We start from the raw sequence: 18058 nt of genomic DNA, 5'->3' as shown, positions 1-18058 counted from the left end.
TCAAACAAGATATGTCCGAGCGGTTCGCCACGTCCTTGAGCCGCGTCGATCGCGATCTTTAGCCGTTCAATGACGTCCTGCTGGCCGACCATTTCGTCCATCCGCCGAGGACGCAACGAATTGTCCTGCTCTTTCGGCATCAACGCTTCGGTTTCCGACTCAGGTTCGGATTGTTGGTAGACTGCTTCTCTGGCCATGCATTACACTCCCTTAGTTGACTTAGCCCTCCTACTTTAACGATTTCCTGTGGTTTGGCGTACCGCAAATTCTCTTGACTCTCGCGATGACTTCACGAATCACTGATAAACCACCGCAATTTCTCAGCAATCCCCCGCTCACGCTCGAAAAAAACAGCGTTTCTGTCCCCCCTGAAAGCCAAAATTTTCATTGGCACGGGTTCACTCAGATGGCCGATTTTCAAAATATCGTCATCGAGCGAGCGGAGGGCTGTTGGCTAACAACCACTTCGGGACAACGACTTTTTGATGGTGTGGCGAGCCTATGGTGTAACGTCCATGGCCACCGAAATCCGAAAATGGACGAGGCGATCCGAGCTCAATTGGACCGTGTCAGCCATATCACCACGCTGGGCATGTCGGCGGATATCACCGACCAGTTGGCCGAGCGATTGGCCGAGGTGACGCCCGGCGATTTGAAACACGTTTTCTTCAGCAGTGATGGATCGTCGGCCGTCGAAGCGGCACTGAAAATGGCGCTGCAGTATTGGCATTTGAAAAACCAGACGACGCCGAGCTCCACTTCGACTGCCAAAACTCGCTACTTGGCACTCTCGTCGGCCTACCATGGCGATACCACCGGTGCGGTTTCGCTGGGCGGAATCAAGTACTTTCACCAACTATTTGCCCCGATCGTTTTTACTCCGGTTCGCGGTCCGCTGCCGTGCAGCTATCGGTTGCCTGATGGCATCCGTGACGCCACTGCATGCGACTACTACGCTCACGAAATTGAATCGCTACTCAAACAACACCACGCCGAGCTAGCCGCCGTCGTGATGGAACCGTTGGTCCAAGGTGCGGCGGGAATGATCACGCATCCAGCGGGACTGCTCGCCCGCATTCGCGAACTGTGCGACCAATACAACGTTTTGATGATCGTCGACGAAGTTGCTACCGGATTCGGCCGCACCGGACGCATGTTCGCTTGTGATCATGAAGGCGTCACACCAGACATCCTTTGCATGGGCAAAGGAATCACCGCAGGCTACTTGCCGATGGCAGCAACGATCGCACGGCCGCATGTGTTTGAAGCGTTTTTAGGAAAATCGTCCGAGCGAAAACAGTTCTACCACGGACATACCTTTGGCGGTAATCCGCTTGCCGCAGCGGCTGCAGTGGCCTCGTTGGATCTGTTCCGCGACACACAGTTGACCGAGACGATTGACGCCAAGAGCCAATTTCTACGCGAATGTTTGGCTCCGATCGCAGACCATCCACATGTCGGCGACGTGCGAGGCCGCGGCTTGATGGTGGGAATCGAATTGGTGGCCGATCGTAATCGCAAAACGCCGTTTGACAGCGACCGATTGATTGGACGCAACGTTTGCGAGCGGGCGACGGAACTCGGCGCCTGGATACGTCCGCTCGGGGATGTCATCGTGCTGATGCCGCCGTTGGTCGCATCGAATGAAGAACTGCGTTTTCTGGCAGACACCGTGACCCGGGCTATCGAGGAAGTGCTGGCAGATATCGACTAGAATGAGAGGGCGGCTTTTACCTCTCATCCATGCCAGCGACGACCTCGGAAAGCAAGACACGACGATGTCAACATCGGACTCGGACCACCAAACGCCCATCGACACGTCGGATCCGGCGATTGTCGCTCGCTACGAACCATACCTTCGCATGCTTGCGCGGGTACAGGCGCGGCGGGCGCTGCAGGCGAAAATTGGCGAATCCGACATCGTCCAGCAAACGATGCTGCAAGCAGTGCAAGCGATCGATCAATTCCGCGGTAAGAATGAAGCCGAGTTCCGCGGTTGGCTGCGACAAATCCTTGCCCGCCATCTCTGCCATCTTGATCGTGATTTCCATCGAGACAAGCGAGACGTTCGTCGCGAACAATCGATGCAGCAGCAATTAGCCAAGTCCTCGATGCGGCTCGAAGGATTCTTGGCAGGAGACGCTCCGACACCCAGCCAAAATGTGGCGTTGGGCGAAAACGTCGTGCGAATCGCGATGGCGATCGAACAGTTACCCGAGACGCAGCGAGAGGCGATCCGGTTGCACTACATCGAGGGCATGAAATTGAGCGAAGTGGCCGCCGCGATGGACAAATCCAGCGGCGCGATTGCGGGACTGCTACACCGAGGGATGAAGACGCTGCGGGAACAACTCGGCGATACATAAACCCACTCCGATGACGCCCCTCTCACCACCACTCGACTGCTCCCCAACAGCGCCCCCTTTCTACTTTCGTAGTGGGACTCGCTTTCGTAGTGGGACTCGCCAGAGTTCCTGACGCTTCAGCAGGAAACACGGGAATTCTGGCGAATCCCACTACTCCAACATCACCCGCTTGGTGCCAAATTGAATGGCACCGGGTCAGCCCCATCTACTTCAAATGTTCATCGCATCTTCAACCATTGGTTGCGGCTTCTGAACATCGGCACCCTATAACACGGCTCGCAAAGGAGTTTACTCTTGTCGCAAAGTCGCGGCGTCCTTTGCGTCAAGAGTTGTCTGGCCCAGGAACACGATGAATGTTGAGTTGCACGTCAAATAAAAATCACCGCCACGGTTTTACTTTGGTGGAACTATTGGTGGTTATCGCCATTATTGGCGTTTTAGTAGGACTACTGCTGCCGGCGGTCCAAGCCGCCCGTGAAGCAGCGAGAAGAATGAGTTGTGGAAACAACTTCAAGCAGCTCGGCTTGGGGATCCACAATTACCACGCGGCATACAACCAATTGCCGACGCACAAAACGGGGACAGGGTTGGCAATGGCGACCGGGTGGGATCAATCCAACCTGAACGGCAATTGCCAAGAACTCAGTATGTTGGTGGCACTGACACCGTTTGTCGAAGCCCAAGCGTTGTGGGAACAAATCAGCAATCCGATGCCCGGTTTCCAAAGCATGGGGCCGACGCCGGACGTGACGACTTATGCACCGTGGGTGACTGAATTACCAACGCTGCGATGCCCCAGCGATCCTGGTGTTGGCAGCCCCGGACTGGCGCGCACGAACTACGCCGCTTGTCTGGGCGACAGTGCCTATTCGATGACGCACGGACCTCGTTCCAACCTGTTGACGCTCAGCAGCAACGGTGCCGCTGCGGCTCGAGCGAACCAGCGAGGCGTGTTCGTGCCACGTGACAAGGCCGCCTTCCGTGACATTTTGGATGGACTGGCCAACACGATCATGATGGGTGAGATTGCAACCGATCTTGGTGATCGCGACGCACGTACCGCTCCCAAAGCAGCGGGTGCGATGGTCGGCGGCCTGGGAATCAATCCTGCGAATTGTGCCGGCACGGGCAAAGACAGCAACCGTCCGCAATTCTGGGCCGCGGGAACCGCCACGATCCTTGATGGCGGCAACGCAGCCTTCGGTCGTGGCTATCGTTGGGCTGATGGCAACCCTGTCTACTCGACCATGCAAACGATCTCGCCACCGAATTCCGCCGCGTGCTCGACCACCGAAGGGATCATCGACGCCTCGGGCGCGCTGACGTCCTCGGCGACCGCCGACAAGAACTATGGTTTGATGCCGGCCAGCAGCCGACACCAAGGCGGTTGCCATGTATTGATGGGCGACGGTTCGGTCAAATTCATTACCGATTCGATCGAAGCGGGCAGTCAATCCACTCGGATGGTCAGCAGCGTCGAAGGAAACGCTGGTCCTCCTTCGACATTGCCAGGATCCAAGAGCCCCTATGGATTATGGGGTGCATTGGGAACGCGTGCTGGCAAAGAAGTCGTTTCAAGCGACTTCTAAAACGTTCGTCTTAAAGCCGTCATTTCTTTTTCACACGCCGCGTTTGCCATGGCAGACGCGGCGTGTTTTCGTTGCCCTATGTTCGCCGACGCCATTCTCGACGCTGAAGAACAATTTTTCCTATACACGTGCAATCGATATTCACAGCGTCAAAGACTACGATCCTGGGCAACCGATCCCATTGATTGACATCCTGAATCCGTCATGGTGTTGCGGTTCCCAGGAATGCAATCACCCTCGCTGCCCCAATCGATCTCCATGCTCAAGAACGTTCCGCTACCGAGTTTCAATGATGTGTTGCATCCCAACGAACATCTCGAATTGATCGAAGAAGCAAACGAGCGAGTGGACGCGTTTACGAAGAATCGCCGCGATACGATTCACAACTTTGTCGTTTCGGATTTCAGCTTGGTCGGGACCGCGATTCAGTGGCTAGTGGAAAACCGCGTCGCTTGCGGTGATTCATTCCTGGAATGGGGCAGCGGATTTGGCGTCGTTACGATGTTAGCGGCGATCGAAGGGATGGAGGCGGTGGGTATCGAAGTCGAACGTGACTTGATCGACCAGTCTCGCCTGCTCGCCGACGACTTTGAGATCGATGCCGAGTTTGTTGAAGGCAGTTTTTTGCCTGAGGATCGTTCGGTGATCGAATCGGTAGTCCAAGACTTTGAAAACGTCGATATTGACAGCCCGAGTGCTTACGAACAGCTCGGAAAATCGATCGACGATTTCGACTTGATCTTCGCCTTTCCATGGCCAGGCGAACAAGAATACTTTGCAGCGATCTTTGACCAATTTGCTGCCGACGGAGCGCTGCTGCTGACCTACGACGGACGCAATCAGCTGCGACTACAGCGACGCGAATAAGCGACACGCGTGAACATCAACCGGTTTAGGATGCCGCGGGCGTTTCGCTATTTTGATGACAGGTCAAGACGATGCGAATTGCTTCGTACGAGATTTTGCCTTCAAAAAATTCAAACATCGGCTTGATCCGTCCTTCTTCGATCAGTTGCAGATTTCCAAGGATGCGATCCCGTGTTTGCTCATCCACCCAAGGCGACGAGTCGGTGATTTTTTCTTGACGCAAATAATCTTGCAGATAGCCGACGACGGTCGAAACCGCTCGCCCCAGTTTCTCAGCAACTTCCTCGATCGACTCGCCTCGACGGAAATTGTCAAACGCCGCCATCGAATTTGCATTAGGCAACACCGCTCGCGGCGGAGCAACCGTGGTTGTCGGCGCTAGAGGCGTCTTCACATTGGTTTCGAGATTGTGAGATTCACAGTAAGAGCGAATCAGCTCGAGAAATGCTTCGCCAAAATCGGCCAGTTTCCGATCGCCGACTCCTTTGATCTTGCCGAACGCTTCAAGTGTTGCCGGACGAACGCGAGCGAGTTCACGCAGCGTCGCATCGCCGAACACGATATAGGCCGGTACGTTGTTCTGCGACGCGATCGCACTTCGCTTGCTCCGCAACGCTTCGAATAATCCGCGATCCACACCGTCCCACGAATCAACCGAGACGGTTCGATTTCGCGTGCGTTTCGCTTTGCCGGGGACACTCAAACGTGGATCCCCATCGCGGTGCAGCAAGCGGCGGCCCGACTCGGAAAGCGACAAGATCTGGTACTCACCGGTCCGCTGCAAATACGATTGCTGGACCAATTGATCGATCCACATTCGTACCGCATTTAATCCATCGTCGATTAACAAACCATGCGTGCTCAGTTTGTCGTGCCCGAGTTGGACGATCCGCTGTTCCGTTGATCCGACGAGAATCTTGGCAACATGAGTCGCTCCGAAACGCTCTTGAACTCGCAGAACGCACGACAAAATCTTCTGGCTTAGCGTGATCGGGTCGTCGACCAATTCAATTTCATCGAGACAGAAATCACAGGCTCCACAATTTTCGTGGGTATAAGACTGGCCAAAGTATTCGACCAGTGCTTTGTGCCGACACACGGGACTGCCGCACAATTGGTTGATCGCTTCGAGCGATTGTAGCGCACCGCTGCCGCTGGATTGTGAATCGCCCTGCATGATCTTTTTCCAGGTGACCACGTCGCCACCGGAATAGATCAAGACGCATTCGGATTCCAAACCATCACGCCCGGCACGACCGCTTTCTTGTTGGTAGTGCTCGATCGATTTTGGCATCCCAGCATGGACGACAAACCGCACGTTCGACTTATCAATCCCCATTCCGAACGCGACCGTGGCGACGATCACATCGCACGTCTCTTTGATGAACGCATCCTGGCTTTGTTTTCGATCCTCGTCACTCATGCCGGCGTGATAGGGCAGGGCAACGGTCCCCAATTGATTCAGCGCCGCGGCGGTCCGTTCGACCTCTTTGCGGCTAATGCAATACACGATCCCTGATTCGCCCCGATGCCGCTCGATCACGTCGACGACTTGTTGCAATCGGCCGTTGGCTCGCAGCATACGATAGGTCAAATTGGGACGATCGAAATCACCGACCAAAACCTCGGCTTGCTGAAGCCCCAGTTGGCTGACGATATCATCCCGCACCGGCTGCGACGCGGTCGCGGTGTAAGCATGCACGGCGGCCGCAGGGAACTGTTCCTTTAAAATCCGTAGCCCGCGATATTCGGGACGAAAGTCATGCCCCCAATTGCTGATACAGTGAGCTTCGTCGATCGCGAAAAACGAAATTGGCGTTTGATGCAGAAATTCCAACATTCGATTGGATAGCAAACGTTCCGGAGCGACATACAGCAACTTGGTTTTGCCCGCGCGTATCTGGTCGGCAACGGTCCGCTTCTCAGCCTGCGTCAACGAACTATTGATGAATGCGGCATCCACACCACAGGCGCGTAGCGCATCGACTTGGTCCTTCATCAACGAAATCAGCGGCGAAACGACTACCGCCATCCCGTCCATACAGAGCGCCGGCGACTGGAAACAAAGCGATTTCCCGCCCCCGGTCGGCAGCACCGTCAAACTATCACGGCGATCCAACACGCTGCGGATCGAAACTTCCTGTAGCGGCCGAAACGAGTCGTAACCCCAAACATCTCGCAAGACTTGGTGAACCGGCCCCATCGCGTCAGCCGCCATCGCATCCGATGCAGAAGCGTCCTTGGTCATCATTTCATTCCGCTACGAATCGTCGCCCCGCCCGTCGAGAACCGAACCCAACCCTGATGCGACTTGAGGAACGTATGTTCACAATCCTAACACGTTGGTGCTGATCCGCAAACGAACGACGCCGTGTTGCTATGGCGTTGATGATCTCGGCAGCCTCACGGATTGGAATCAGACGTTCGAATCTTGAGCATGGCGGCGGCGTAGCGTTGTCCGAGCAACCATTGGCTCGCTGCATCAAAGTGCGTTCCCTCGTCCCAAGTCGACGTCCCTTCGCTCGTCACCAACCCAAATCCTGCACCGCGAGTTCCGACCGCGCGAATGGCGGCGCGAACCTCATCGCGTTTCCCGTTATCAAACACCTCGCCGACCACCACAGGCAAATCGGCTACGCCAATGTCCTGACGAAGACGATCGACGAATTGCAGCAATAGCGTTTCATACACGCCGGACTGAAGTTTCGAATCCGATTCCCCTTGGTGCCACAACAGCCCTCGAATCGCGTATTGGTCTCCGCGTTCGCTCAACTGCTTTGTTGCCATCCCAATCGTTTCGATAAAATCGCGATAGCGCTGACCTTGCGTTTTTGGGTCGCCCTGGACCCCAGGATTCCAATCCCGACGCAAACTCGAGCCCCCCTTGGAACCTTTGATCAAGGCCAATTTTCGCTCGGGTTCGGCCCGCAACATCTCTTTAGCGAAGCCGAGTTCGGGACCGAACGTGGACGAGGGCACTTCGCCTTTGTACCCGGGAGCGATACTGAACCCAGGAGCAAGCGGCTGCCAACCGTCGCTCGACTTTGGCAGGTTTCGATAGAAGATGATTGTCTGATCCGATGGCTGACGCTGCTGGTCCGTCAATTTGCTCGCATCGCCTCGACCGTCCATGTTGGATTGGCCCGCCAACAAATACACGTCGTAATGGGCGGCTGTTACGAAAGAAGGCACAACTGCGAAAAACGTAAGCAGGCAAACGACGTAAGCAGGTTTTCGTTTCATCGGTAGATCCTCGTCTTGGTGGGAATGCAGCAAAGAGGTAGGGATTTTGCAAAGGCAACCGGAACCATGTTATCGTCGCAACGGTCGACGTCGAGACGTTCCAGATGAGTTGTCGAGACGTTCCAGCGGAGTTGTTAATCGCGTGCGAAAACTTGTTTTCAGCGTTTACGGTTCGATAAAATGCGAGTTCATTCGCGAAATGTCGCTGCGATGGCCTGGGATTTGCCGATGCGAGCATTCGGCGTTTTCTGCGGTTCCGCCTTTACAGGTCAGCCTGTTTCTTGCCGATAGGTTACATGAGGGCTCTGCGGATCGTGGAAACAGCTTTGCGTAGCGATCGAGGATCTCGGTTGTTTTTTCATCGACGGGGAATCTGTTTCTGCCTCCGAAATCGATCGACTTTAGAAGAGATTTAAATATGCGTGTCTTTGTCACGGGCGGTACCGGTTTGCTTGGAAATACCGTGCTACGCCAGCTAGAAGCTGCGGGACACGAAACGGTCGCGTTGGTGCGTGGCGAACCCGATCGGGAAATTTTCTCGGGATTAAACGCACGATTTCTATACGGAGACATCCGCGATGCCGACACGATCCAGCGAGGCGTTGCCGATTGCGATGCCGTCATCCACTCGGCCGGGCTGATCCATCTGGGATGGACCCGGCTACACGAATCGATGCAAATCAATCGCGACGGGACTCGTGTGATCGCCGAAGCTTGCCGTCGATATGATCGCAAATTGGTTCATGTCGGTACCGTCGACACGCTGGCAATTGGTTCACGAAAGACCAACGTGGACGAATCGACGCCAATTACCACCGAAAATGACCAAATTCCGTGTAGCTATGTGCAGAGCAAACGCGCGGGTGTTGGGGAAGTGCTGTCGCAAGTTGAACTGGGACTGCGGGCGGCAATCGTGCATCCTGGGTTCATGCTCGGCCCCTGGGACTGGAAACCCAGCAGCGGCAGGATGATGATCGAAGTGGGACGTGCGTGGCGACCGTTGGCACCGCCCGGCGGATGCAGTCTGTGCGATTCCCGTGACGTTGCGGCGGGAACCATCGCCGCGATCGACCGCGGCGGCGACGAAGGGCGGCAATTTATTCTGGCCGGAGAAAACGTCACCTATTTCGAACTTTGGAAAAAGATCGCCGAGCGTATGAATTCCCGTGCTCCGTTAATGCCAACTGGTCCTGCTGGATTATGGATCGCGGGAAAATTGGGAGACGCTTTCTCGCTGTTTTCCGGCAAGGAAGGTGATTTGAACAGCGCCGTCATCCAGATGAGCCGCATGTTTCATTGGTATGACAGCTCACGAGCGAAGAGCGAACTGGGATACGCGATTCGTAATCTAAACGAAACTCTCGATGATGCAGCGAAATGGATCCAAATGCATCATCAACATCCCCACCAGATCCCAGCTTGATCGCCGCTGGGATTCCCCCAATGCCATCTACTTTGGCACTAAACGGGTGGCGTTTGTAGCGGTGCGGCGCGGGGCCTCGCCCGGTCTAAACCGAACGTTTTACTCGCCTCAACCGGACGGCTCGCGCCGTGCCGCTACCAAAGTAGATGGCATTGGGGATTCCCAGTCGCTCTGTATTTGCTGCTCTACATTTGCCGCTCTGTGTTGCCTTTCTGAGCCAGTCTCTGCTTCGCAGACAGAATCGCGATCAACGATTGCCATCATTGGCTCGATGACAAAAAAGATCCTGTTTTTACGGTTCAGCGGCGTTTTGGTCTGCCAATCCGATCCGGGTATTCCCGACGGATTGAGGCACCCGGATACAGCCGAGACATCGCAGAAGAGCGTGTTGCCCACGTAATTTACGGCATTTTCTCGACATATCGGTTCGCCAGCGCACGGTCAATTGATCGAAGGGACCTACGCGTAAACTTCATAATTGGCGTGGCAAACCACTCCGAATTGGTAGCAAATGGCTTCTCGGATGGTCCTTGCCCCTCGATTTCCAAAACTTTTAATGGAAACGTAAACGCCCTTGCAAGGTTCAAGAATCGTTTTTTTACGGGATTCAGAGACACCGGGTTTACGAAACCCCACAAATTGGGTGGATTTGCGACAAATCAATGAATTGACAAGGAACCGTTCACGCGATCAATCTGTTGCGATCAATTCGACGTGATTGATCCGACAACTTTGCCTAATCGCGATGTGTCAGATCGATCATTCCCGATTCCCTTGCCGCTCCGGTAAGAATGGAATCGCAAGAAGCGAATCGCCGATGGAAGGTGATGTCGAACCCTGACACGTTTGCGAGAAAGTGAATGACCCGAGCGAAGCTCGATGCGATCCGAGACGCGGCGCCGGCAGTATTGCCGAGCATGCTGATTTGTGACTTTGGTGATTTACGGTCCGAAGTTGCTAAATTAGTAGACGCGGGGACGAAAGTATTGCACTTGGATGTGATGGACGGGCATTTTGTCCCGAACCTCACTTACGGGATGCCCATTATCGAAGGTTTACGTCGGCACACCGATCTGCCGTTGGACGTACACCTGATGATCAGCGACCCTCTGAAGTACGCGCGGCCGATGGTCGAAGCGGGTGCGGACATGTTGACGTTTCACGTCGAAGCCGTCGAAGACGCAGTCCATACCGCACGCGAAATCAAAAAACTGGGTGTCGGTGTCGGCGTGGCGTTGAACCCGGATACGGCGATCCGAGACCTCGATTCCTGTCTCGATGAGGTCGACATGGTGTTGGTCATGAGCGTGAACGCGGGATTTGGCGGCCAATCATTCAACCCCGTGGCGTTGGACAAATTAAAACTATTGCGTGATAGCCACCCTGATTTGCTGCTCGAAATCGACGGCGGGATCAACGAGGACACGATTGGTCGAGCTCGCGCTGCGGGTTGCGACTTGTTCGTCGTGGGTTCAGGGATCTTTCGCGCCGACGATTACGGGGTCGCGATCTCGGAATTGGACGCGGCGATTGCCGCCGCGGGTGAGCAAACCGAAAACGGGCAAAGAGGAGCAGGCTCATGATCACGCTTCGCATGCCAGTCATGTCTCGTGTGTTGGTCGTCCGCCCCGGTGCGACCAAATTTGACGACGAGCAACGTATCAAGGGCTCGTTGGATATGCCGATGAGTGACCGCGGGACGGTACAAGCCAACCTGTTGGCGGCCGAACTTGCCGACGTTCGTTTCCGAACGATCTACACCTCTCCCTGCGAATCGGCGCGTGAAACGGCCGCTCGTTTGGCGATGGGACGCGATATACGGATCAAAGTGGTCGATGTGTTTCGCAACATTGACCATGGATTGTGGCATGGCAAATTGATCGAAGAAGTGCGTCGGAACCAGCCACGCGTGTACCGCACCGGACTGGAGTCGCCGGATGACATTTGTCCGCCAGGCGGCGAAACGATCCGCGAGGCTCGCTCGCGAGTCGCAAAAGCGGTTCGCAAGGCCGCCAAGAAAAGCCGCGATGAAATTGTTGCGATCGTCGCCCCCGACCCGATGGCGACCATCATTCAAAGCCTGCTGAGCGGCGACCCACTACCCAATCTATGGCAATCCGAAACCGATTCGGGAACCTGGAATTTGGTCGAATCCGAAATCGCTTGATCGATTTGCATTGCCGCGATGGCAACGCGTTCATCGTGGTTGTCGCATCTCGCCGGATCGATTTCGCTAGACGCGACTTTGATCCGGCCTATCTCGTCTCCCCCCTCTGCATTTCAGAAAGACACCTCGGATTGCCCCTTGGTGGGGCTCCAGACTGCAATTTCGTTAGAAAATGCTCACTTTTTCTCTTTCAGCGTGATCTCACCGCGTTTGAATCTTTGTGAGTCGCTAAATTCGCTAATAGAATAGGGGTTGTGCGCCAGCAAGCGAGTACTTCTCTGTTTGCTCGACGTTACTACATTGTCACCCTGGAAATGCATAACACCGTCGCGGTCGCTGTTCACTCGAGACCTAGCGTCACCAAATCATCTCCGCCTGTTTCGGCCTTCTCGTGCGATCAAAACCTTGGCGGGTGCTACTTGATTTTGCGAGTCAGGCAAAACGAATAGCACGCCCCCTATTCTGAGGGGCAAAAGAGATGGCTCCGTGTTTGAACTTCCACATTGGGGGGTGACTGCAATTCACTATGCCTAGCGGAAAATCTGCAAATGATGCAAGCGACACAGCGACACCGAAATACAAATGGGTTCATCGGGTTGGTTTTGATTACCGCGACGATGAGCATGTCGTGGGCATCGGCATCGGCAGCCGACGCGGTCCCCAGCCAAGTTGCGTTGATCAATGACGCCATCGAACAGGGTTGGCGTGACTACGAGATCCGTCCCGCCCCGGAAGTCGACGATGCCACATGGTGTCGTCGTGTTTACCTGGACATTATTGGCCGTATCCCGACACTCGAGGAGCTGAAAACGTTTCTCGACGCCAAGGGAAATGACAAGCGAGCCCAATTGGTCGATCAACTGCTGTATGACGACAAATACACCGAAGAGTACGCGAATCATTGGGGTTCGATTTGGACAAACGTGCTGATCGGCCGCTCCGGTGGAACCGATCGACGATCGATGACCAGCCGCGATGGTATGCAAAAGTACCTTCGTGATTCGTTTGCGACCAACAAACCGTACAACACGATGGTTTATGAATTGGTCACCGCCGAGGGCACGACCAAACCAGGAACCGACAAATTCAACGGAGCGGTCAACTTTTTGGTCGACAAGGTCAACGATGAAAACGGTGTGCTGGCAACCAGCAGCACTTCGCGAATTTTCCTTGGCCAACAAGTCCAGTGCACTCAGTGCCACAATCACCCGTTCAATCAGTGGAAACAGCAAAAGTTTTGGGAGTTCAATTCGTTCTTTCGGCAAACACGCTCGCTGCGACGGTTTGTTAGCGGAACGCGAGACATCGATCATGCTGAATTGGTAAGCGAAGACTTCGCTGGCGAAGCGGGTGACCCGAATGATGCTTTGGTCTTCTACGAGCTCCGCAATGGATTGACCAAAGTCGCCTATCCGGTATTCACCGATGGCACCGAGATTGAAAAGAGTGGTTATGTGAGCGAGGTGAATCGCCGCAAAGAGCTTGGCCGATTGATGTTGGAAAGCGAGTTCCTAGACAAAATGGCGGTCAATCGAATCTGGTCGCATTTCCTCGGCTTTGGTTTCACCAAGCCGATCGATGATCTAGGGCCACACAACCCGGCGTCGCATCCAGCGTTGTTGGAGGACCTAGCGAAAGAATTCCGCAAGAGTAGTTACGACACCAAACAACTGATCACTTGGATCACGCTTAGCCGCCCCTATAACTTGAAGGCGTTATTGGGACCGGCCAATGAAATTGACGATCCCACGATTGGCGAGATGCCTAAATTCTCGCGATTTTACCTACGTCAAATGAGTGCGGAACAACTCTACCAATCGCTGGTCAGTTCGACCAACGCCGGGGGCGGCGGCAGCTACGAGGAACAAGAGCGTCAACGTCGCCAATGGATGCAACAATTTGTTGTCGCGTTTGGGACGGACGAAGGAGACGAAGCGACCACGTTCAACGGCTCGATTCCACAAGCATTGATGTTGTTCAACGGTGACTTGGTCAAAAACGCAACCAGCACCAAACCCGGCAGTTTCCTGGATCGACTTTCGCAAAGCGGACGATCCCCTCGAGATCGTTTGACGGATTTGTTCATGGCAGGCGTGGCACGACGCCCCAACAAAAACGAAATGACGATCGCGGGCAAATTAATGGTGGCCCGCAAAGGAAATGAGAAAGAGATGTTGCAAGACATGTGGTGGGCGATTTTGAACAGCAATGAATTCATCATGCAGCACTAAGCCCTCTTTTATTCCATTTAGCTTGTAAATCCCTTCACTTGATCCCGCGTCATTTGAATCCCCAACCCCATAGTTTTCGGCTTCGTTTTTAAGGCAATTGAAAGGCACGTTTGAGATGATGAATCAATGGTACACCCCGGCGGGGATGACTCGGCGTCACTTCATGAGCCATCTAGCGGGCTCGTCGGCCGCCGCAGCAGCGGCCTACACGATGGGAGGCTCGATTTACGCGAATAGCGACGAACTGAAAAAGAAACGACGTTCGGCAATCATGTTGTGGATGGGCGGCGGCCCTTCAACGATCGACATCTGGGATCTGAAACCTGGCGCCAGCACCGGCGGCCCCTTTCGCCCGATCTCGACAACCGGCGACATGCAAATTTGCGAGCATATGCCCTTGATGGCTCAGCAAATGAAGCACATGTCGATCGTTCGCAGCATGTCGACTCGCGAAGCGGATCACAATCGCGGCCGCTACTACATGCACACTGGCTACGTTCCCAATCCTAACATCGAACACCCTAGCTATGGATCGGTGTTGTCTCACGAATTGATTGACCAACGCCCCGAACTCGAAATCCCGCCGTTCGTGTCGATTGGGGGCGCCAGCACAGGGCCTGGATTCCTAGGGATGGCGTGGTCTCCGTTCTCAGTGACCAGCAACGGCCGAATTCGCAACCTCGAGATGAGTATGGAGAATTCGCGTTTGATGCAGCGGATGGCAGCGCTCAATATGATCGAGCAAGATTTTGCCAAACGCACACGAGATCTGCCCGCGAGCGAGCATTCGAAAGTCCTTAAAAAGACCTTCGATTTGATGACGAGCGAACAAATGAAGGCGTTCAAAGTTGCGGAAGAACCCGAGGAAATCAAAGAACGTTATGGTACAAATGGATTCGGCCAAGGGTGCTTGCTGGCCCGTCGATTGGTCGAAGCCGGGGTACCGTTTATCGAAGTCGATCTTGGCGGCTGGGACAATCACGGCGATATTCACGCTACACTGAAAGACAATAAGCTTCCGATCCTTGATAAAGCGATGAGTGCGTTGGTCGAAGACTTGGATCAACGTGGGTTGCTGCAAGACACCGTGGTGATGTGGATGGGCGAATTTGGACGCACGCCGAACATCAATGCCGGAGCCGGACGCGACCACTTCGCCCGTGCTTGGTCATGTGTCGTCGGGGGTGCCGATATCAAGGGCGGTTTGGCCGTCGGCGAGACCAGTCGCGATGGTTCGGCAGTGGAAACCGAGCCATTTAGCTCCGAAGACCTGATGACGACCGTCGTCAAGGGACTCGGAATTTCAACCGAAAAAACCTTCACCAGCAAGAATGGTCGGCCGATGAAAATTGCAGGTGGTGGCAAGATCATTCGCGAACTTGTGTAATTAACGCAGTGCCAAAGTCGGATGGATCACAACGTAAACAACTCAGTTCCGCAGCGGATGCAAGTCATCACAGCGACGCGGATGTGGGGCGGCGCGGCTCCACCACAAACGCGAGTGTTTGTGATCCACACGTCGATCTCGAGCCCGCTGAACTGATCGAACGTCACCAACGAGGCGTTTGGCGGTACTTGCGGATGCTCGGCTGTGACAGTTCGACGGCGGACGACCTCACTCAAGAAACGTTTTTGCGAGTTTTGCGTCAGGGTAATTTTACTCAGCACAACGACGCTGCGACGGCCGGTTATTTACGACGAACCGCCTACAACCTACTTGTATCGCGGCACCGCAAACACGGCCGCGTGCAGACCGTGGCCGAGCCAGCGGTGCTCGATGAGATCTGGAATCGCTGGGCGGGCAAAGATTTGACGGGCGATATTGCCATTGATGCGTTAAGAAATTGCATGGAATTGCTAACTGACCGAGCACAATCGGCACTGCAAATGCGTTTTAGAGATGACATCAGCCGAGTTGAAATCGGTGCCGCCCTTGGAATTTCCGATCATGGTGCACGGAATTTGATGCAACGAGCAAAGCAGCAACTCCGGGATTGTGTCGAGGAGAAGCTGCACGCTAAGAATAGATAAGATGAACCGAAAAATTTCCCCGCATGAAGAACAAGCGATTGACGCGATGTTGGCCGAATTACACGGCCAACCCGCTCCCGATTTGTCAGAACAAATCTTGCAGCGATTGCGTGAAACGCCTTCTCTGGGCGATCGATGCACTGAATCCTTGACCTCATCGGGGTCGCTGCGGGTCGAAGTCGGAGCAACTCGCCGGCGAGCCGTGGCAGAGAAACCCGCCGTGGTGTTCCCTTGGAAGATCGCGATGGCAGTCGCCGGGATTGCCGCAGCCCTGCTTGTCGTTGTTTGGATGGGACGTGATTTCAACGACCTAAACGCTCCGTTGACAGCCGAAGATTCAAATCTCGCCCATGCCCCCAATAGCGTGCTTGACCGCGCGCTCCCATCGCACAAACTAGCCCATGATGACACAGCCCTGCCCAAGCCAACGGTTGCGTCTGAAATAAATTTGGATCCTCAATCCGCGGAACGAAAACCGCTGAAGGGGATCCCGTTGGCGATGGACTCTTCACCCGAGGATCCGCTGGAGGCTATCGAGCCACCGCAACCCCAGGCTGCCGTGGTCAAAAAGCGAACGACTGCACCTGGAAGCCGCAAGGCCGTGACGTTGGTCGCGAAAGAGATCGACACGAATCTGCACGACTATTGGTCATCGCTCGGTATCCAGGCGGCTCAAGAGGCGGACGTTGCCGAGATCGCCGAGCGATTGTCGCAAGTTCTGGGAACCGACGTCCCTGAACAAGCGATCGAATCGGTAACCGCGTTCGAATCGTTTCTTGCCAATCCTCAGATTGCCCGCGCCGCCGCCCAGCATTTTTTGAACGTGGTCACCGACGGGGGTTTCAAAAAACTTGACGCTGACAGCCAAACATCGCTGTTGAACGAGCTGGCGAATTGCTTTGGATCAAAACAGCCATTTGATGAAACGTTAGCAGCTTGGATTCGTGGTGACAGCAAGAATTCGCTGCACTGGTACTCGGCAAACGCGACCGATGGCATTCACCCGTTGGCTCGCCGTTTTGCAGCGTTGACCATGAATGTCGACGTTCGCTGTATCAAATGTCACGACTCGGTGATTGAAAGCCGAGGCACGCAGAGCGAATACTGGTCGTTCGCGGGATTGTTAGAGCGGAGCGTTACTCGAAAAAACAAGAAGGTGCTGTCCGTCACGACAGACCGAGCATCCGACGATCTCGTTTTCTTCGAGACACTCGATGGCCGCCAAAAAGTGGTCGAAGCGGGCGTGCCCGCCGGCTGGATCGCAGGTTCGGGTGATACCGCAGCGGTCGATTTGAAACAGTGGTCCCAACGCGTCACCGGGTCTCGCGAACTTGCTCGTGGCGTGGTCAATTCGATGTGGCGGATGATTCATGGACGTCCGTTACGCGGTTCCGTCGTGGATTTGTCGACACCTCCGCACACCGAATCGCTCGGTTCGCTCGAGCGACGATTAGTCGATGATTTGATCGATTCACGTTTCGACATTGCCCGAACATTAGCTTTGATTGTGTCGACCTCGTCCACGCGGCGATCGGTCCCCATGGCGCTTCGCGCTGATCAAATTGCGATGTCCAGCCAAGCGGATATCGATCACGGCAACATGTTAGTCGGGGCGTTTGCAGCCGCACAACCGCAGCACGCCTCACTGCCCGTTGGCAAACGCGTCCAGTTTGCCAGTCGATCGGTTGGCGTCAGCCTCGATGCCATTCAGAAAGAAACGATGCTTTTGGCGCAGACGCTTGATGTGCCGGACAGCAAAAACCAGTCGAAAGGACAGGGTGATGCGGCCACCAAGAAAGCAAACGTCACGATCGAGCAGTTTCCCGGCAAAGCAGCGGCCCCTCCGGTTCAATGGTTGACATTGATTGACGGCTTGGACGAAAAGGTGAACCATCTTGCCTATCTCGTCCCCATGCAGAAAGTTCCTAAACCGGTTAACGAGGTTGTTGAGAAGATGGTCACGGAAAAGAATTCCGAGCCGCTGATTCTGCACCGGGTGTGGTGGATGATTCACCCCTAAACACAATTGCCGCCAGAGGTGGGTCCGCATTCAACGCCGTCGACAACACCGCTAACCGGGTGGTTCTGCAGCGGTGCGGCGTGGTCGAGTTCGAATGTTTTCCTTACGTCAACCGAACGGC

The 18058-nt window shown here is 54.8% G+C and carries 13 protein-coding genes and 1 pseudogene; 11 read left to right on the top strand and 3 right to left on the bottom strand.

What is annotated here, in order from left to right:
• Positions 1-140: pseudogene (locus RMSM_RS09305) on the bottom strand (Holliday junction branch migration DNA helicase RuvB); the annotation flags it as partial.
• Positions 141-283: 143 nt separating this feature from the next.
• On the opposite strand from RMSM_RS09305, the gene bioA reads away from it, so the two are divergent.
• The 4 genes from bioA to RMSM_RS09285 all read left to right on the top strand — a co-directional run bounded on the left by bioA (position 284) and on the right by RMSM_RS09285 (position 4822).
• Positions 284-1714 (top strand): adenosylmethionine--8-amino-7-oxononanoate transaminase, encoded by a 1431-nt coding sequence (gene bioA / locus RMSM_RS09300; RefSeq protein WP_008694607.1) that lies wholly within the window; start codon positions 284-286, stop codon positions 1712-1714.
• Positions 1715-1778: 64 nt separating this feature from the next.
• A complete protein-coding gene (locus RMSM_RS09295; protein ID WP_008694605.1) occupies positions 1779-2366 on the top strand; it encodes a sigma-70 family RNA polymerase sigma factor in 588 nt (195 codons plus the stop codon).
• A gap of 353 nt (positions 2367-2719) precedes the next feature.
• Positions 2720-3955: a DUF1559 family PulG-like putative transporter gene (locus RMSM_RS09290; RefSeq protein WP_008694603.1), complete on the top strand. Its 1236-nt coding sequence runs from the start codon at positions 2720-2722 to the stop codon at positions 3953-3955.
• A 258-nt stretch (positions 3956-4213) separates the two neighbouring features.
• Entirely contained in the window at positions 4214-4822 is a 609-nt protein-coding gene (locus RMSM_RS09285) for a class I SAM-dependent methyltransferase (protein WP_144057513.1), read from the top strand.
• 25 nt (positions 4823-4847) lie between these two features.
• Here RMSM_RS09285 and recQ read toward each other — a convergent pair whose 3' ends face one another.
• A complete protein-coding gene (gene recQ, locus RMSM_RS09280) occupies positions 4848-7073 on the bottom strand; it encodes a DNA helicase RecQ (protein WP_008694599.1) in 2226 nt (741 codons plus the stop codon).
• A 152-nt stretch (positions 7074-7225) separates the two neighbouring features.
• Entirely contained in the window at positions 7226-8065 is an 840-nt protein-coding gene (locus RMSM_RS36625) for a sialate O-acetylesterase (protein ID WP_081614093.1), read from the bottom strand.
• A gap of 418 nt (positions 8066-8483) precedes the next feature.
• Between RMSM_RS36625 and RMSM_RS09270 the strand changes: the two genes are divergently transcribed.
• From RMSM_RS09270 to RMSM_RS09240, 7 genes are all read left to right on the top strand, one after another.
• A complete protein-coding gene (locus tag RMSM_RS09270; RefSeq protein WP_008694597.1) occupies positions 8484-9488 on the top strand; it encodes an NAD-dependent epimerase/dehydratase family protein in 1005 nt (334 codons plus the stop codon).
• 860 nt (positions 9489-10348) lie between these two features.
• Positions 10349-11071: a ribulose-phosphate 3-epimerase gene (gene rpe / locus RMSM_RS09265; RefSeq protein WP_008694588.1), complete on the top strand. Its 723-nt coding sequence runs from the start codon at positions 10349-10351 to the stop codon at positions 11069-11071.
• Positions 11068-11655 (top strand): histidine phosphatase family protein, encoded by a 588-nt coding sequence (locus RMSM_RS09260; RefSeq protein WP_008694586.1) that lies wholly within the window; start codon positions 11068-11070, stop codon positions 11653-11655. The genes rpe and RMSM_RS09260 overlap by 4 nt, the downstream gene beginning before the upstream one ends.
• 623 nt (positions 11656-12278) lie before the next feature.
• On the top strand, positions 12279-13886 hold the full coding sequence (locus RMSM_RS09255) for a DUF1549 domain-containing protein (RefSeq protein WP_390172811.1): 1608 nt from the start codon (positions 12279-12281) through the stop codon (positions 13884-13886).
• Positions 13887-14001: 115 nt separating this feature from the next.
• Complete coding sequence (locus tag RMSM_RS09250; protein WP_236622066.1) at positions 14002-15273, top strand: DUF1501 domain-containing protein; 1272 nt, start codon at positions 14002-14004, stop codon at positions 15271-15273.
• Positions 15274-15281: 8 nt separating this feature from the next.
• Positions 15282-15917, top strand: a complete 636-nt coding sequence (locus RMSM_RS09245) for an RNA polymerase sigma factor (protein WP_236622065.1) — start codon at positions 15282-15284, stop codon at positions 15915-15917.
• A 1-nt stretch (position 15918) separates the two neighbouring features.
• Positions 15919-17937: a hypothetical protein gene (locus tag RMSM_RS09240; RefSeq protein WP_008694575.1), complete on the top strand. Its 2019-nt coding sequence runs from the start codon at positions 15919-15921 to the stop codon at positions 17935-17937.
• Positions 17938-18058: the final 121 nt, after the last annotated feature.

Origin of the sequence: Rhodopirellula maiorica SM1, from assembly GCF_000346295.1 — a bacterium.
Lineage (GTDB): Bacteria > Planctomycetota > Planctomycetia > Pirellulales > Pirellulaceae > Novipirellula > Novipirellula maiorica.
This window is presented reverse-complemented; position numbering and strand designations above follow the sequence as displayed.

Excerpts from the sequence above, each read along its gene's own strand:
- bioA (WP_008694607.1), top strand. The coding sequence starts at position 284 with ATGACTTCACGAATCACTGATAAACCACCGCAATTTCTCAGCAATCCC.
- RMSM_RS09295 (WP_008694605.1), top strand. The coding sequence starts at position 1,779 with ATGTCAACATCGGACTCGGACCACCAAACGCCCATCGACACGTCGGAT.
- RMSM_RS09290 (WP_008694603.1), top strand. The coding sequence starts at position 2,720 with ATGTTGAGTTGCACGTCAAATAAAAATCACCGCCACGGTTTTACTTTG.
- RMSM_RS09285 (WP_144057513.1), top strand. The coding sequence starts at position 4,214 with ATGCTCAAGAACGTTCCGCTACCGAGTTTCAATGATGTGTTGCATCCC.
- recQ (WP_008694599.1), bottom strand. The coding sequence starts at position 7,073 with ATGATGACCAAGGACGCTTCTGCATCGGATGCGATGGCGGCTGACGCG.
- RMSM_RS36625 (WP_081614093.1), bottom strand. The coding sequence starts at position 8,065 with ATGAAACGAAAACCTGCTTACGTCGTTTGCCTGCTTACGTTTTTCGCA.
- RMSM_RS09270 (WP_008694597.1), top strand. The coding sequence starts at position 8,484 with ATGCGTGTCTTTGTCACGGGCGGTACCGGTTTGCTTGGAAATACCGTG.
- rpe (WP_008694588.1), top strand. The coding sequence starts at position 10,349 with ATGACCCGAGCGAAGCTCGATGCGATCCGAGACGCGGCGCCGGCAGTA.
- RMSM_RS09260 (WP_008694586.1), top strand. The coding sequence starts at position 11,068 with ATGATCACGCTTCGCATGCCAGTCATGTCTCGTGTGTTGGTCGTCCGC.
- RMSM_RS09255 (WP_390172811.1), top strand. The coding sequence starts at position 12,279 with ATGTCGTGGGCATCGGCATCGGCAGCCGACGCGGTCCCCAGCCAAGTT.
- RMSM_RS09250 (WP_236622066.1), top strand. The coding sequence starts at position 14,002 with ATGATGAATCAATGGTACACCCCGGCGGGGATGACTCGGCGTCACTTC.
- RMSM_RS09240 (WP_008694575.1), top strand. The coding sequence starts at position 15,919 with ATGAACCGAAAAATTTCCCCGCATGAAGAACAAGCGATTGACGCGATG.